This is a genomic window from Actinosynnema sp. NPDC002837 (genome assembly GCF_040295345.1).
Taxonomy (GTDB): domain Bacteria; phylum Actinomycetota; class Actinomycetes; order Mycobacteriales; family Pseudonocardiaceae; genus Actinosynnema.
Genome location: NZ_JBEOVG010000080.1, coordinates 26711 through 42423, shown reverse-complemented (window position 1 = coordinate 42423; position 15713 = coordinate 26711). Strand labels below are relative to the sequence as shown.

The following is a 15713-nucleotide window of genomic DNA, read 5'->3' as shown; positions in this document are numbered from 1 at the left end:
CATACAACAGCGGTATGCGGCCCATTCGGCCGCACCGCCGGGAACCACCTCAGGCGCGACTCTCATCGAACGAGACTTGTGAAACAGGCGCTAGCGCGTCAGCCACTTCGGCAGCCACGACGAGTTGCCCGCCGGCAGCACGTCCACCACGACGCAGGTGATGTTGTCCGGCCCGCCGCCCGCGTTGGCCGCCTCGATCAGCGTCCGCACGGCCTCGTCACCGTCCGCGGACGCGGCCAGCAGCTCGGCGATCCGCGCCGGGCCCACCACGTCCGACAGCCCGTCCGAGCAGATCAGGTACCGGTCGCCCGCCTCGACGTCCTGGAAGAACAGGTCCGGGTCGTGCGCGCTGCCCGCCTGCAACGCGCGCATGAGCATGGACCGGCCGGGGTGCTCGGCGGCCTGCTCGGCGGCCATCCGCCCGTCGTCCACCAGCGCCTGGACCATGGTGTGGTCGCGGGTGACCTGGGTCAGCTCGCCCTCGCGGACGACGTAGCAGCGCGAGTCGCCGATGTGCCCGACCGCGAAGCGCTCGCCGTCCCACAGCAGCGCGGTGAGCGTGGTGCCCATGCCGCGCATGTCGAAGTTCTCCTCGGCCAGGTCGGTCAGCCGGATCGCGATCTCCCGCGCCGCGCCGGCCAGCTCGCCGAGTGGGTCGTCGGCGTCCACGTCGAGGTCGGCCAGCACCGCCACCGCGATCGAACTCGCCACTTCGCCGTACGCGTGCCCGCCCATGCCGTCGGCGACGGCGAACAGGCGTTCGCTGAAGTACACGGAGTCCTCGTTCGCTTCACGGCGCAGGCCGGGGTCGGTGCCGACGGCGTACCGGAGCGCATACATGCCGCACAGTGAATCACCCGCACGGGTGCCCGTGAGCAGGGCATGTCCAAATCCGGCCGGCTCTGGTCAGCGAGGACGGCCGTAGAACTCGCTCAGCAGGAGCATCGCCGCCCCTGCCGCGACCACGTCTTCACCCAACGGGGTGATCGACACGTCCACCGGCAGCCACTCGTCCTTGGGCAGCCTGGCGCGCACGCCGTCCAGGTAGGCGGCGGGTTCGGCGAGCACCGCGCGACCGGCCAGCACCACGTGGTCGATGTCGAGCAGCTGCACCAGGTCCGCCACCGCGACGCCGACCACGGACGTGGCCTCGACCAGGTCGCCCCGGGCGGCGGCGAGGTTGTGCAGCGCCTCGATGCACCCGCTGCGCCCGCACACGCACGGCGGGCCGTCGAGCTGGATGGTGGTGTGCCCGTACTCCCCCGCGTTGGTGCGCACGCCCCGGTGCACGCGGCCGTCGAGCAGCATGCCGATGCCCAGACCCGTGCCGACGAGCACGAGCACCGCGTCCCGCAGCTCCTCGCCGCGCCGCCACGCCTCGGCCACGACCGCCGTGTTGGTGTCCTTGTCGAGCACGACCGGCAGGCCGAGCCGCCGTTCGGCCAACGCGCGCAGCGGCACGTCCTGCCACTCGGACAGACCGGTCGGGTAGTGCACCACGCCCGTGCGGTGGTCCAGCGGGCCGACGAACCCGATGCCCACCCCGAGGAGCCGTTCGCTGCGCAGGCCGTCGACCAGCCGGTGCAGTTCCGCCACGAACGTCGGCGGGTCGAAGTCGCGCGGCAGCGGCGCGACCGCGCGGTCGAGCACGGTGCCCGCGAGGTCGGTCAGCACGACGCGCAGCTCGTCGCGCTCGACCTGCGCGCCGAGCGCGAGCCTGCTGTCGGCGACGAGCTTGAGCAGGGTGCGCGGCTTGCCGACGCCCACGTTGCGCGTGCCGGACTCGACCAGCAGGCCGTCGTCGATGAGCCTGCTCACCACCTTGGACACCGCCTGCGGCGTGAGCCCGCTGCGGTCGGCCAGCTCGACCCTGGTCACCGCGCCGGATCTGGCCAAGCCGAGCACCACCGCGTCGTTGTACCCCCGCAGGAAGCGCAAGTTGGCCACGGGTCCATCATCGCACCTGGCGTTTACTACACGCCGTTGCTTTAATCACTGCCATGTCTCTTCGCACCGGACTGCTCGGCTACGGCATCGCCGGCCGCGTGTTCCACGCACCGCTCATCGCGTCGACGCCCGGCCTGGAGCTGAGCGCCGTCGTCACCTCGGACGCCACCCGCCGGGCGCACGCCGAGGCCACCCACCCCGGCGTCGCGCTGCCGGGCACGGTGGAGGAGCTGTTCGCGCTCGACCTGGACCTGGTCGTGGTCGCCACCCCGAACCGCACCCACGTGCCGCTGGCGATGGCGGCGATCGAGGCAGGCATCCCGGTCGTGGTGGACAAGCCGTTCGCGCCGACCTCGGCGGACGCGCGCCTGGTGCTCCAGGCGGCGCGGGACCGGGACGTGCCGGTGACGGTGTTCCAGAACCGGCGGTGGGACAGCGACTTCCGCACGCTCCGGTCGCTGCTGGCCGAGGGCGCGCTGGGCGCGGTGACGCGGTTCGAGTCGCGGTTCGAGCGGTGGGTGCCGGAGGTGTGGGACAACTGGCGCGAGTTCGGCGCGCCCGAGGAGGCGGGCGGGCTGCTGTACGACCTGGGCGCGCACCTGGTCGACCAGGCGTTGGAGCTGTTCGGCCCGGTGTCGACCGTGTACGCGGAAGTGGACCTGCGGCGGCCGGGCGTCGAGGTGGACGACGACGTGTTCGTGGCGTTGACGCACGCGAACGGGGTGCGTTCACACCTTTGGGCCAGTTCCGCCGCGCCGGACCACGGGCCGCGGTTCCGCGTGCTGGGCTCGGCGGGCGCGTACGTCTCGCACGGCCTCGACCGCCAGGAGGACGCCCTGGACGCCGGCAAGCCGTTTGAAGATTTGTCGACAAATGGCCGGTTGGGCGTGCTGGACGACGCGGAGGAGGTCGTCGGCCTGCCCGGCGCCTACTCCGAGTTCTACCGGCTGCTGGTGGCCGCGCTGACCGAAGGCGGCCCGCTGCCGGTCGAGCCGGAGTCCGCCGTGCGCGCGCTGGACGTCATCGAGGCGGCGTTCGCCTCCGCCCGGACCGGACAGGTGGTGTCGCTGTGAGCTTGCTGGAGACGTTGGCCGAGCAGGAGTCGCGACTGGTGTTCACGTCGTTCGACAACGACGTGGCGCTGGCGCTGGGCGCGTTCCTGCTGGCCGCCGCGCGGGAGCGGTCGCTGCCGGTGACGATCTCGGTGCGCCGGGGGCAGCAGCGCCTGTTCCACGCGGCGCTGGCGGGCACGTCGGCGGACAACGACGAGTGGATCGACCGCAAGAGCCGCGTGGTGGACCGCTACGGGCAGAGCTCCTACCGGGTCGGCGAGGCCTTCCGGGCGAGCGGCAAGACGTTCGAAGCGGACTCACGCCTCGACCCCGACCGCTACGCCGCGCACGGCGGCGTGTTCCCGGTGAACGTGGCCGGTGTCGGCCTGGTCGGCACCGTCGGCGTGTCCGGCCTGCCCCAGGCCGAGGACCACGCGTTCGTCGTGGAGCAGGTGGAGAAGTTCCTGGCCACCACCGGGTAGACCAGGGCGCGGCGGCGCCGCCCGGTCGCCGCGCTCTTCCCCACCCGACGGCCCGTCCTGCCCCCGGACGGGCCGTCGGGCGTCACTTCCCCGTGCCGTCGGGGTCCGTGCCGTCGGGGTCCGTGCCGTCCGGGTCCGTGCCGTCCGGGTCCGTGCCGTCCGGGTCCGTGCCGTCGGGGTCCGTGCCGTCGGGGTCCGTGCCGAGGACGCCGTCGAGGTCGAAGCCGGCCAGCCGGTCGGGGTCGGACAGGATGTCGATCTCGACGATCCGCCCGTCGGCCACGGTGAAGCCCATGATCGAGAACAGCTCGCCGTCGATGGTGTTGACCAGCCCGGCCGAGCCGTTGACCAGCGCGGGACGCGCGGTCGCGAGGGTGGCCATGCGGTGGAACGTGTCGAGCTGCCCGGCGACGGCCTCGGCGCCGTGCAGGACCCGCATGCCGGCGAGCGCCTTGCCGCCGTCCGCGCGCAGGGTGACGTCGGGGTCCAGGACGGCGAGCAGGGCCGTGAGGTCCCCGCCGCGCGCGGCGGTGAGGAAGGCGTCGACGACGCGGCGTTGGGCGGCCGGGTCGGGGTCCGGCGCGGGCGCCGCGCCCTGGACGCGCTGCCGGGCCCGGCTGGCCAGCTTCCTGGCCGCGACCGGCGTGCGGTCCAGGATCGGGGCGATCTCCTCGAACGGCAGGCCGAACAGGTCGTGCAGGACGAACGCCAGCCGTTCGGCGGGGTTGAGCGATTCCAGCACCACCAGCAGCGCCAGGCCCACCGAGTCGGCCACCAGCACCTGGTGCTCGGGGTCGGCGACCTCGTCGGTGACGACCGGGTCGGGCAGGCGGTCGTCGAGCGGATCCTCCCGGCGCTGCCGGCGTGAGCGCAGCAGGTCGAGGCAGACCCGGCCGACGACCGTGGTGAGCCAGCCGCCGAGGTTGTCGATGTCCTCGGCCTCGGAGCGGGCCAGCCGCAGCCAGGCCTCCTGGACGGCGTCGTCGGCCTCGGTCAGCGAGCCGAGCATCCGGTAGGCCACCGCTTTCAGGTGCCCGCGGTGCTCCTCGAAGCGCCGGGCCAGGAAGTCGCTGTCGTTCATGGTCACCTCTCGGGTCGGCGGTCGAACCGATGACGAACGCGACGCCCGCGATGTGACCGGCGCGGTCCGGTCACGTTCCCGGCCACCGCCGCGTCATGGCCGCGACGAAGCGGTGACACGACGATCGGAGCGGACCGGACGATGAGGGACATCGAGGTACGAGGCACGGTAGCCGAGGGTTTCGAGGGCGTGCGCGAGGAGTTCGCCGACGCGGTCGACCCCGGGGCCGGCGCCCAGTTGGCGGTCTACGCGCACGGTCGCCTGGTGGTGGACCTGTGGTCCGGCGACGGCAGCAGCGGGGACCAAGGGACCGGCGACGCGGTGACCGGCGACACCCTGACCGGCGTCTACTCCGCGACCAAGGGCGCCGCGACGTTGGCGGTGGCGCTGCTCGTGCAGGACGGCGCGCTGGAGCTGGACCGGCCCGTCGCGCACCACTGGCCGGAGTTCGCCGCCGCGGGCAAGGGCCGGATCACGCTGCGGGACGTGCTCACCCACCGTTCCGGCGTGATCGGCGTCGACGGCGGCCTCACCGCCGAGGAGCTCGCGGACGACGAGGTGATCGCCCGGCGGCTGGCCGGGCAGCGGCCGTACTGGCGGCCCGGCTCGGCCTACGGCTACGGCGGGTTCGTGACGTTCGCGATCGTGGGCGAGGTCGTCCGCCGGGCCACGGGCCGGTCGCTCCAGGCGTGGTTCGAGGAGCGGGTGCGGGCGCCCCACGGGCTGGACCTGCACCTGGGGCTGCCGGAGGCGCTGGAGGACCGGTTCCGGGAGGTGCGGCCGGGATCGGCGAGCCCGGCGGAGCTGGCCGCGTTCTGGGCGGACGTCCCGGGACCGCACAGCATCACCGGCATCGGCTACGGCCTGAACTCCACCCCGCCGCTGGACCAGGTGGCGTTCCTCAACACCCGGCGGGTGCGCGCGCTCGGCCAGGCGTCCGCCGGCGGCGTCGGCAACGCCCGCGCGTTGGCCGGGATGTACGCCGCGGCGGTGTTCGGCCTGGACGGTCGCGCGCCGTTGCTCGAGCCCGACACGCTCGACGAGTTCGCCATGCTCCACTCCACGGGTCGCGACCTCGTCACCGGCGAGGCGGGGCAGTACGCCCTCGGGTTCCAGGCGAAGGGCCTGCGCTACCCGTTCCTGAGCGCGAAGGCGTTCGGCCACAACGGGTCCGCGGGCGCGGAGTCGTTCGCCGACCCCCTCGGCGGCATCGCGTTCGGCTACACCCGCCGCCGCTTCGCCTTCGACTGGTCCTACCCCGAGCACGACCGGCTGGCCGCCGCCGTCCACCGCGCGGTCACGTCCGCGCCTCGCGACGCGTCAGTGCGGTGAAGACGACGAAATCCGAGAGGACACCTCCACGATGACCGCCATCCAGGACTCGCTCCAGTCCCGTCTGCCCAACCCCGCCGTGCTCGTGCCCGAGCTCGGGGAGCTCGCCAAGATCATGTTCCAGGCCGTCGGCAACGGCTCGGTCCCGCCGACCACCATCAGCCTGGTGCACCTGCGCGCGGGGCAGCTCGTCGGCAACACCTACCTGACCACCCTGCACACCGGCAACCTCCGCAAGGCGGGTGTGTCGGAAGAGCGCATCACCGCCGTCGCGTCCTGGCCGGACGCGCCCCACTTCACCGCCGCCGAACGGGCCGCGCTGGCCCTCGTCGAGGCGGTGCTCACCCCCAACCCGCACGGCGAGCGCGTCACCGACGACCTGTACGCCCAGGCGTCCGCCCACTACGACGACAAGGCGCTGGCCACGTTGACCATGGCGATCGGCCAGATCTGCTTCTTCATCCCGGTGGCCCTCATCGGCAAGCCGCTGCCGGGCGTCGCGCCCGCGCAGCAGTGGCGGGACTGAGCCCGCCGGGCGGTGGGGCGCCCGACCGGACGCCCCACCGCCTCACCGCGTCAGCAGAACACCTCGTTCAGCAGCTCGTCGTAACCCTCGATCTGGCCCGGGTCCGGCGCGGAGGTCAGCGAGGCCGTCATGCGGGTCTTCGTGTCCGCCGTGCTGATCACCAGGCTGTTGTAGCCCGGGATGCCGCCGCCGTGGCCCCAGACCGCCACGCCGCAGTCCAGGTCGGTCTTCTCGATGCCCAACGCGTAGCCGCCGGCGATCGGCAGCGTCGCGGTCAGCTCCCGCTGCTGCGCCGGCCGGAGCAGGCGGCCGTCCAGCAGCGCGTCCAGGAACCGGTCGAGGTCGGCCGTCGTGGAGATCATCTCGCCCGCGGCGTACGCCACCGACGGGTTGAACTCGGTGATGTCGACGACCTGCCCGCCTGCCCTGATGTAGCCGTGGGCGTGCGGGCCGGGGATGTCGGTGCGGTTGCCCGGCACGTACGTCGACCGCAGGCCCAGCGGACGCAGCACGCGCTGCTGCACCGCCACCCCGTACGGCCGGCCGGTGACCTTCTCCACCAGCATCCCGGCGACGACGTAGTTGGTGTTCGAGTACTTCCAGCTCGTGCCGGGCTGGAAGTCCAGCGGCCGCGACGTCGACATCGCGAGCAGCTCCGCGGGCGTCCACGTCTTGTACCGGATGGCCAGCGCCCCGTCCGGGCCGGGCGGCAGCGCGGACGTGTAGTTGTAGAGCCCGCTGGTGTGCTGCAGCAGGTGCCGCACGGTGATCCGGTCACCGTCCGGCAGCAGGCCGGGCAGGTACCGGTGCACCGGCGCGTCGAGCTCGATCTCGCCCTCGCCGACCAGCTGGAGCACGACGGTCGACACGAACGTCTTGGTGATGCTGCCGACCCGGAACCGGCCGTCGGTCGGCACCGGGCGCGGCGAGTCGACCTCCGCCGTGCCGGCGCGGGCGGTGAACTCGTGCCGCCCGTCGCTGACGCGGACCTGGACGCCCTGGCCCCCGGTGCGCGCCATGGCGTCCAACGCCCGCTGCACGACCTGCCGGTCGATCCGGCTCCCCCGGTCGGCCGGCTCGGCCACCGCCGTCCCCCCGATCCCCACGACCGCCAACCCCACGACGGCGGCTAACGCGATACCCCTCTTGCCCGTCAACGCGTTCCTCCCTCAGTCACGTCGCCGACCCCTTCGGCGGGTTCGAGTCTGGCCGTCCGGCGGGGTTCCCACGTCGGTCCCTGGTCTGGGAGCGCATCAGACTTTAGGCTCGTCCACCCTTAGTGGTCGGGCGTCTTCGGAACCGGTTCCGAACGGGTTACCACTAGTCCGTTCGAGTGACGCCAATGGTCTAGACCTTGACCGTGAAGTGGTCTGAACCACATCGTGGGTCAACCCTGCACTCCTTTCCTGACAAGGAGCACGATGTCCAAGATCCGATGGCATGTCACAGCGTTGTTCGTGGCGGTCGCCACGTTGGTGGTGGGGCTGGTCGTCGCGCCCGCGGCCAGCGGTGCGGGCGGCGTCTCGGCCACCTTCAGCAAGGGCTCGGACTGGGGCACCGGCTACGAGGGCAAGTACACGATCCGCAACGGCTCCACGGCGGCCCTGACGTCGTGGACGGTCGAGTTCGACCTGCCCACCGGCCACCGGGTCAGCTCCCTGTGGGACGGCTCGCACACCGTCAGCGGCCAGCACGTGACCGTGAAGAACACGTGGAACGGCAGCGTGGGCGTCGGCGGCACGGTGAGCTTCGGCTTCAACGTGACCTACTCCGGCACGTTCAGCGGGCCAGCCAACTGCAAGCTGAACGGCGCGTCGTGCGACGCCGGCGGGACCAACCCGACGACGACCACGACCACCACCACCACGACTACTACGACCACGACGACCACCACCACGGGTCCGACGACGACCACGTCGAACCCGCCGGTCGGCTCGCGGAAGAACCTGGGCTACTTCACCCAGTGGGGCGTCTACGGCCGCCAGTACTTCGTGAAGAACATCCACACCTCCGGCTCGGCCGCGAAGCTGACGCACATCAACTACGCGTTCGGCAACGTGCAGAACGGCCAGTGCACCATCGGTGACGCCTACGCCGACTACGACATGGCCTACACCGCGGCGAACTCCGTCGACGGCGTCGCCGACACGTGGGACACCGGCGCCCTGCGCGGTTCGTTCAACCAGCTGCGCAAGCTGAAGAAGATGTACCCGCACATCAAGGTGCTGTGGTCGTTCGGCGGTTGGACCTGGTCCGGCGGCTTCGGCCAGGCGGCGCAGAACCCGGCCGCGTTCGCCGAGTCGTGCCACCGGCTGGTCGAGGACCCGCGCTGGGCGGACGTGTTCGACGGCATCGACATCGACTGGGAGTACCCGAACGCCTGCGGCCTGACCTGCGACACCTCCGGCTTCAGCTCGATGAAGACGGTCTCCCAGGCCCTGCGCACCCGCTTCGGCGCCAACTACCTCGTCACGGCCGCCATCACGGCGGACGGGTCCAACGGCGGCAAGATCGACGCCGCGGACTACGGCGGCGCGGCGCAGTACCTCGACTGGTACAACGTCATGACCTACGACTACTTCGGCGCGTTCAACGCCAAGGGCCCGACGGCTCCGCACTCGCCGTTGACGTCCTACACCGGCATCCCGCAGGCGGGCTTCAACTCCGACGCGGCGATCCAGAAGCTGAAGAGCAAGGGCGTGCCGGCGGCCAAGCTGCTGCTGGGCATCGGCTTCTACGGCCGCGGCTGGTCCGGCGTCACCCAGTCCGCCCCGGGCGGCACGGCGACCGGCGCGGCGCCGGGCACCTACGAGGCGGGCATCGAGGACTACAAGGTCCTCAAGACCAAGTGCCCGGCCAACGGCACCGTCGCGGGCACGGCGTACGCGCACTGCGGCGACCAGTGGTGGAGCTACGACACCCCGGCCACCATCGGCGGCAAGATGACCTACACCAAGAACCAGGGCCTCGGCGGCGCGTTCTTCTGGGCGCTCGACGGTGACACGGCCAACGGCGAGCTCATCACCGCGATGGGCAACGGCCTGAAGTAAGCACCCTGCACCACCCGAAGGGCCCTGCGGGCGTCTCCCCCGCAGGGCCCTTCGCCGTTCCCCGCCCCAACGCGGTTGAATGAATTCTCGGGAGGGGAGGCGCGACGTGGACGACAGGACCGACGAGCCGGACGGGGTTCAGGCTCAGGGGGTGGCCAACCACCTCTCGGGTGCGGCAGGGCACGTGATCCAGGCGGGAGCGATCCACGGTGATGTCACCATCAACGTCCCCCAGGACGTCGCGGCGATCGGAACACCGCTGATCATCACCGCCTTCCACGACTCTCCACGCCTTTGGGCCGACGAGTACGACCTCGTCGTCCTGGACGGGAAGCGCCCACGGCTACTCAACGTGGACGACGAGCTCCTGTTCTACGTCGAAGGGCGAGGGTCCCAGGCGGTCATCCTCCTGGCGCTGCGGGCGGTCGTGGTGACCGACAGGGAGCCACGTACCGCGTACGCGGTGCCGAAGGTCGATCCCGTGCTCGCGTCGACACGGATGCACACGCGTGACTTCCAGGTGGTCCTCGCCCCCGGCCGGAAGCTCGAGGTCGAGCCGTGTGGCGGGTGGAGCGGGAAGTTCCCGTTCACCGTCACGGCCGGTGACCCCGAGAGGTTCTCCGTCGTGGGCCGCAGCTCGGCGGGCGAGGTGCGGTGGCGGCTCGAACTGGACTGGATGTCCGGCGGGCGCCGGGGCACGGAGACGATCGACGTCGGCGGCAAACCGTTGCACTCCTACCCCAGGGGAGCGGTCGCGGACGGGCTTCCCCCCGCTCACCTGCACGACTTCCTCCTGGCCAAAGCCGATCGGTACATCAAGGACGCGCTGCGGGAGGCGCTGAGCGCGCCCGAGCCCGGGCCGTGACGGGGCCCGCGTGCCGGAAGCAAGCGGGCCCCGGACCGGTGACTAGACGGTCAGGCTCCACGAGTTGATGTACCCGGTGTCGGCCGAGTACACGTCCTGGACGCGGAGCTGCCACGCGCCGTTGCGCGCCTCCGACGAGACGTTCGCGGTGTACGTGGTGTCGATGTTGTCGCCCGAGTCGTTGTTCGACGCCTTCAGGCGGTACGCCGTGCCGTCCGGCGCGACCAGGTCGATCACCAGGTCACCCCGGTAGGTGTGCACGATGTGCACCTCCACCTGCGACGTCGCCGAAGCGGTGCCCTCGCAGCCGGCGATGGTGATCGTGCTGGTGACCGCCGCCCCGTTGTCCGGGATGGCGACGTCGGCGTCGTTGGTCGACTTGGCGCACCCGACCGGCGGGTTGCCGCCACCGCCGTAGGGGTTGGCCGCCTTCTTGGCCGCGTACATCAGCATCGGCTTCGTCTTCGGCCAGAACGTCGACGCCTGGCAGGAGTACGTCGGGAAGAACCCGGAGCACGACCCCGACGACGGCCCGATCTCCCACACGAACGACGCCACGCCCAGGTCGTCGTACACCCAGTCGTCCGTCGCGCCGGCCGCGTTGTAGAGCACCTCGCCCGGCTGCCCGTACTGCCACCCGCCGGCCAACGTCGCCATGTCCTTCGCCATGGCCCGCATCGGCGCGTCGTTGCCCGTCTTGTACTGCGTCGTCCAGCCCCACGGGAACAGCACCAGGTTCGAGTAGCTGTGCATGGAGATCACGACACCGGTCGTGTCGGCGGGCGCGGCGTCGGTGGTGCCGGTGCCGCGGCGGTCGCGGTACAGGTTGCGCCACAGCGCCTGCAACGCCCTCGTCTCGACCTCGGAGTTCGCCGACGGCCCCTTGTAGGTTTGGTCGCACGGGTTGGACGACGTGCCCGCGCCGCCCCAGTGCGAGTCGGTGTTGCGGTTGAGGTCGATGCCGATCTGCGACGACGACGTGCCGGAGCAGTTCGACCCGTTCGTGGTGTTGGCGTTCTTGCGCTGGTAGCGCGGCGAGTTGCCGCCCTGCTGCACGATGTTCACGCCGTCCGGGTTCGCGATCGGCACGACCCACACCTCGGTCGTGTCCAGCAGCGCGGTGACCTCCGCGTCGACCCCGTAACCGGTGGTCAGGTGGTCGATCCACTTCCACGCCGTGTCACCGGTGGTCAGCTCGCGGGCGTGCAGCTGGCCCATCACGAAGAAGCGGGGCTTCGGCGCGGACGGGTTCAGCGCGCAGTCGCCCGCGTTCTTCTTGGTGATGCAGATGGCGCGCAGGTCGTAGCCGCCGGCGCCCTGCGTCTTCTTCCACGAGTCGCCGTAGTCGACCAGCGTGGTCAGCGCGGGGTACTGCTGCCCGACCAGGTCCAGGTGCGACCAGTGGGCGTTGATCGTGCGGTAGCCGCCGTAGTAGGTCTCGTTGATGTCGGCGGCGTCGAACGTCGGGGACTGCGACTTCTTCGCGGGTGGCTGCCACTCGGGCGCGGGCAGCACCTCGTCGATGACGGCGGTGAAACCGGCCTGCTTCAGGCCGCCGCCGGTGCTCGCGTCACCGAGCACGAACAGGTAGTCGCCGTCACGGTCCTCCAGCACGTCGAAGCCGCGCCCGAGCAGGTTCTGGGCGGCGGCGCCGAGCGGCGCGTGGACCTTGTAGACGTAGGTCGGACCGGCTTGGACGGCGACGGTCTCGGGTGCGGGACCGGCGGTTCCGGGCACGCCCCCGGTGACCACCGCCGCCGCCGCGACACCGGCCACGGCCAGTGTCAGCAGTGAACGTCTGGTCGACTTCACGGTTGTTCCTCCTAGGCAGGGTTGAGCAGGAGGATGAGGGACGGACCACCCCCTTGCACACCCGCCAATCGGCCATTGCTCAGCGTGATGACAAGGGGTTTTGACGGAAGCGGGTGAGGTACCCCGGCGCTTGGTCCGGATGGAGGAGGAGTCGTGACGGACGAAGAACTGGTCGAGCGGATCACCCGACTGGTCGAGGAAGAGCACCGGTTGGAGGGATCGCGGATCGGCGAGGGCCTGAGCGAGGGCGACGCCCGACGGCTGCGCGACCTCGAAGTGGCCCTGGACCAGACCTGGGACCTCCTGCGCCAACGCCGCGCGCGCCGGGCGGCGGGCATGGACCCGGACGGCGCCGAGCCCCGCGACCCCCGCACCGTGGAGGGTTACCGCCAGTAGTCGGCGGCGGGCGTTGACTCGTCCCTTGGGGCAGCCCGCAGGGTCGTCGCCATGGAGGATGTGGCGGTGGCACGGCTACTGGGGATCGGCGAGTTCGCCCGCCGGTCGCGGCTGTCGGTGAAGGCACTGCGGTTGTACGAACGCCAGGGCCTGCTCCGGCCGGCCGTGGTCGAGGCGGGCAACGGCTACCGGCGCTACCGGGAGGACCAGCTCGTCCCGGCCCGCCTGGTGGCGTTGCTGCGCAGGCTGGACATGCCGCTCGCGGTCGTGGCCCGGATCGTCGCCGCGCCCGAGGACGAGCGCGCCGACCTGCTCGCCGCGTACTGGGCCGAGGTCGAGCACCGGATGGCCGTGCAGCGAGGCCTGGCCGCCCACCTCCGCGTCGTGTTGTCCGGAGGAAGGGGTTTGGTGGAGATGTACGAGGTCAAGCAGCGAGAAGTACCCGAACAGGTGGTCTTGACCGAGCAGCGGCACGTGCTGCAACCGGCGCTGGCGCCGTGGATCGGCGACTCGCTGGGACGGCTGCACCAGGCGGCCGAGGCCTTCGGCGGCGTGTCCGGCCCGACGTTCGTGATCTACCACGGCGAGGTGAACGACGACAGCGACGGCCCGGTCGAGTCGTGCGTGCCGATCGGCGCGGCCGAGCCGCCGACCGGGTCGGCCGCCCGGGTGGAGCCCGCGCACCGGGAGGCGTACGCGCGGCTGACCAAGGCGCAGGTGGTCTTCCCGCAGATCCTGTCGGCCTACGACGCCGTCGCCGCGTGGATCAAGGAGAACGGCTTCGAGGTCCACGACGCGCCCCGCGAGGTCTACTTCACGGACTTCGACGCCGCCGGCCCCGACGACGAGGTCTGCGACATCGCCTTCCCGATGCGCTGACGACCCGGCCCGACCGCGCGGGAACCCGCCCACCCGCGCGGTCCTCGCCTCCCGCCTGCACCGCGGCGTGCGGCGCCGCTCCGGGCCGGCCGCCTCACACCAGCCGCGCCAGCCGGTGGTCCAGCGCCGTGTGCCGACGACCCGCGCCCACCGTGCGGACCGCCTGCCCGATCGCCTTGCGCGACCCGACCAGCACGACCAGCTTCTTCGCCCGCGTGACCGCCGTGTAGAGCAGGTTGCGCTGCAGCATCATCCACGCGCTGGTCGTGATCGGGATGACCACGCACGGGTACTCGCTGCCCTGCGAGCGGTGGATCGTCATGGCGTAGGCGTGGGTCAGCTCGTCCAGCTCGCCGAACTCGTAGTCGACGTCCTCGTCCTCGTCGGTCCGCACGGTCAGCTTCTGCTCCACCACGTCGATCGCCGTGACGATGCCGAGCGTGCCGTTGAAGACGTTCTTGTCGTAGTTGTTGCGCATCTGCGTGACCTTGTCGCCGACCCGGAACACCCGGCCGCCGAACCGGCGTTCCGGCAGGTCCGGTGTGGACGGTGTCAGGGCCTCCTGCAGCAACGCGTTCAGCCCGCCCGCGCCCGCCGGGCCCCGGTGCATCGGCGCGAGCACCTGCACGTCCGTGCGCGGTTTGAGGCCGAACTTGCGCGGGATGCGGTTGGCGACGACGTCGACCACCAGCGCCGCCGCCTCCTCCGCCTCCTCCACCGGGAACAGGAAGAAGTCCGGCATCCCCTGCACGACGGGGTAGTCGCCGTTGTTGATCCGGTGCGCGTTGGTCACCACGCCGGACTGCTGCGCCTGCCGGAAGATGTGCGTGAGCCGGACGTTCGGGATGGGGCTCTCGGCGGACAGCACGTCCCGCAGCACCTCGCCCGCGCCGACGGACGGCAACTGGTCCACGTCGCCGACCAGGAGCAGGTGCGCGCCCGGCGCGACGGCCTTGACCAGCTTGTTCGCCAGGAGCAGGTCCAGCATCGACGCCTCGTCCACGACCACCAGGTCCGCGTCGAGCGGCCGGTCGCGGTCGTAGGCCGCGTCACCGCCGGGCTTGAGCTCCAGCAGCCGGTGCACGGTGCGCGCCTCGTGCCCGGTCAGCTCGGTCAGCCGCTTGGCCGCCCGGCCGGTCGGCGCGGCCAGCACCACCTTCGCGCCCTTGGCCACCGCCAGCTTCACGATCGACCGCACGGTGAAGCTCTTGCCGCACCCCGGACCACCCGTCAGCACGGCCACCTTCCGGCTCAACGCCAACCGGACCGCGTCGCGCTGCTTGTCCTCCAGCGACGCCCCGAGCCACCCGAACGCGCGCTCCCAGTCGACCTGCTGGAACGCCGGCATCCGCTCCTCGTCGGTCCTGAGCAGCCGAAGCAGCTGGCTCGCCAACGAGATCTCCGCCCGGTAAAACGCCACCAGGTAGATGCCCGGCTCGCCGTCCGGCATGACCTCGCGGACCACGCCCTCCTCCGCCACCAGCTCGGCCAGGCACTCGATCACCAGGCCCGCGTCGACCTGGAGGATCTTGATCGCGTCACCGATGAGCTCGTTCTCGGGCAGGTAGCAGTTGCCGTCGTTGGTCGCCTCGGACAGCGTGAACTGCAGCCCGGCCTTCACCCGCTGCGGGCTGTCGTGCGGGATGCCGACGGCCTTCGCGATCAGGTCGGCGGTGCGGAACCCGATGCCCCACACGTCGTTGGCCAGCCGGTAGGGCTCCTCGCGGACGACCTCGATCGCCTTGTCGTGGTACTGCTTGTAGATCCGCACGGCCAGGGACGTCGACACGCCGACGCCCTGGAGGAAGACCATGACCTCCTTGATCGCCTTCTGCTCCTCCCACGCGTCGGCGATCAGCTTGGTGCGCTTGGGACCGAGCTTGGGCACCTCGATCAGGCGCTGCGGCTCGTGCTCGATGACCTCCAGCGCGTCCACGCCGAAGTGCGTGACGATCCGGTCGGCCAGCACCGGTCCGATGCCCTTGATCAGGCCGGAGCCGAGGTAGCGGCGGATGCCCTGGATCGTGGCCGGCAGCACGGTCGTGTAGTCCTCGACCACGAACTGCTTGCCGTACTGCGGGTGCGAGCCCCACCGACCGCGCATCCGGATCGACTCACCCGGCTGCGCGCCGAGCAGCGACCCGACCACGGTGACCAGGTCGCCGCCGCGGCCGGGGTCGACGCGGGCGACCGTGTAGCCGGTCTCCTCGTTGGCGAACGTGATCCGCTCCAGCACCGCTTCCAGGACCGCGTCAGCCACCGGGTCACCCTAGGACGTGCCACCGACGGCC

14 protein-coding genes are annotated in these 15713 nt (G+C 71.4%); 8 read left to right on the top strand and 6 right to left on the bottom strand.

The window, feature by feature from the left end; genetic code table 11:
• Positions 1-90: 90 nt before the first annotated feature.
• The gene (locus tag ABTZ99_RS35360) at positions 91-840 is read right to left on the bottom strand and encodes a PP2C family protein-serine/threonine phosphatase (RefSeq protein ID WP_498784659.1); all 750 of its coding nucleotides are present in this window, start codon (positions 838-840) and stop codon (positions 91-93) included.
• Positions 841-906: 66 nt separating this feature from the next.
• Positions 907-1947 carry an ROK family transcriptional regulator gene (locus ABTZ99_RS35355; protein ID WP_498784657.1) on the bottom strand — a complete coding sequence of 347 codons (1041 nt, stop codon included), beginning with the start codon at positions 1945-1947 and terminating at the stop codon, positions 907-909.
• Between the two features lie 53 nt (positions 1948-2000).
• Here ABTZ99_RS35355 and ABTZ99_RS35350 point away from each other — a divergent pair, with 53 nt between their 5' ends.
• Both ABTZ99_RS35350 and ABTZ99_RS35345 read left to right on the top strand, forming a co-directional pair.
• Positions 2001-3020 (top strand): Gfo/Idh/MocA family protein, encoded by a 1020-nt coding sequence (locus ABTZ99_RS35350; protein WP_499617632.1) that lies wholly within the window; start codon positions 2001-2003, stop codon positions 3018-3020.
• Positions 3017-3481, top strand: coding sequence for a heme-degrading domain-containing protein (locus ABTZ99_RS35345; RefSeq protein WP_498784653.1), 465 nt, complete (start codon positions 3017-3019; stop codon positions 3479-3481). The genes ABTZ99_RS35350 and ABTZ99_RS35345 overlap by 4 nt, the downstream gene beginning before the upstream one ends.
• Before the next feature lie 82 nt (positions 3482-3563).
• Here the strand turns inward: ABTZ99_RS35345 and sigJ are convergent, their stop codons facing one another.
• Positions 3564-4562, bottom strand: coding sequence for an RNA polymerase sigma factor SigJ (gene sigJ / locus ABTZ99_RS35340; RefSeq protein WP_499617630.1), 999 nt, complete (start codon positions 4560-4562; stop codon positions 3564-3566).
• Positions 4563-4703: 141 nt separating this feature from the next.
• On the opposite strand from sigJ, the gene ABTZ99_RS35335 reads away from it, so the two are divergent.
• Positions 4704-5894: a serine hydrolase domain-containing protein gene (locus ABTZ99_RS35335; RefSeq protein ID WP_499617628.1), complete on the top strand. Its 1191-nt coding sequence runs from the start codon at positions 4704-4706 to the stop codon at positions 5892-5894.
• 31 nt (positions 5895-5925) lie between these two features.
• Positions 5926-6420 (top strand): carboxymuconolactone decarboxylase family protein, encoded by a 495-nt coding sequence (locus tag ABTZ99_RS35330; protein WP_498784647.1) that lies wholly within the window; start codon positions 5926-5928, stop codon positions 6418-6420.
• 50 nt (positions 6421-6470) lie between these two features.
• Here the strand turns inward: ABTZ99_RS35330 and ABTZ99_RS35325 are convergent, their stop codons facing one another.
• Complete coding sequence (locus ABTZ99_RS35325) at positions 6471-7577, bottom strand: serine hydrolase domain-containing protein (protein ID WP_498784645.1); 1107 nt, start codon at positions 7575-7577, stop codon at positions 6471-6473.
• 264 nt (positions 7578-7841) lie between these two features.
• Between ABTZ99_RS35325 and ABTZ99_RS35320 the strand changes: the two genes are divergently transcribed.
• Together ABTZ99_RS35320 and ABTZ99_RS35315 are read left to right on the top strand one after the other, a co-directional pair.
• The gene (locus tag ABTZ99_RS35320; protein WP_499617626.1) at positions 7842-9470 is read left to right on the top strand and encodes a glycosyl hydrolase family 18 protein; all 1629 of its coding nucleotides are present in this window, start codon (positions 7842-7844) and stop codon (positions 9468-9470) included.
• A 106-nt stretch (positions 9471-9576) separates the two neighbouring features.
• A complete protein-coding gene (locus ABTZ99_RS35315; RefSeq protein ID WP_498784641.1) occupies positions 9577-10335 on the top strand; it encodes a hypothetical protein in 759 nt (252 codons plus the stop codon).
• 42 nt (positions 10336-10377) lie between these two features.
• Here the strand turns inward: ABTZ99_RS35315 and ABTZ99_RS35310 are convergent, their stop codons facing one another.
• Positions 10378-12147: a M14 family zinc carboxypeptidase gene (locus ABTZ99_RS35310; protein WP_498784639.1), complete on the bottom strand. Its 1770-nt coding sequence runs from the start codon at positions 12145-12147 to the stop codon at positions 10378-10380.
• Positions 12148-12300: 153 nt separating this feature from the next.
• Between ABTZ99_RS35310 and ABTZ99_RS35305 the strand changes: the two genes are divergently transcribed.
• Together ABTZ99_RS35305 and ABTZ99_RS35300 are read left to right on the top strand one after the other, a co-directional pair.
• Positions 12301-12543: a DUF2630 family protein gene (locus tag ABTZ99_RS35305; RefSeq protein ID WP_498784637.1), complete on the top strand. Its 243-nt coding sequence runs from the start codon at positions 12301-12303 to the stop codon at positions 12541-12543.
• A 66-nt stretch (positions 12544-12609) separates the two neighbouring features.
• Positions 12610-13422, top strand: a complete 813-nt coding sequence (locus ABTZ99_RS35300) for a MerR family transcriptional regulator (RefSeq protein WP_499617623.1) — start codon at positions 12610-12612, stop codon at positions 13420-13422.
• A 94-nt stretch (positions 13423-13516) separates the two neighbouring features.
• On the opposite strand, the gene recD2 is transcribed toward ABTZ99_RS35300, so the two are convergent.
• A complete protein-coding gene (gene recD2, locus ABTZ99_RS35295) occupies positions 13517-15682 on the bottom strand; it encodes an SF1B family DNA helicase RecD2 (RefSeq protein ID WP_499617621.1) in 2166 nt (721 codons plus the stop codon).
• Positions 15683-15713: the final 31 nt, after the last annotated feature.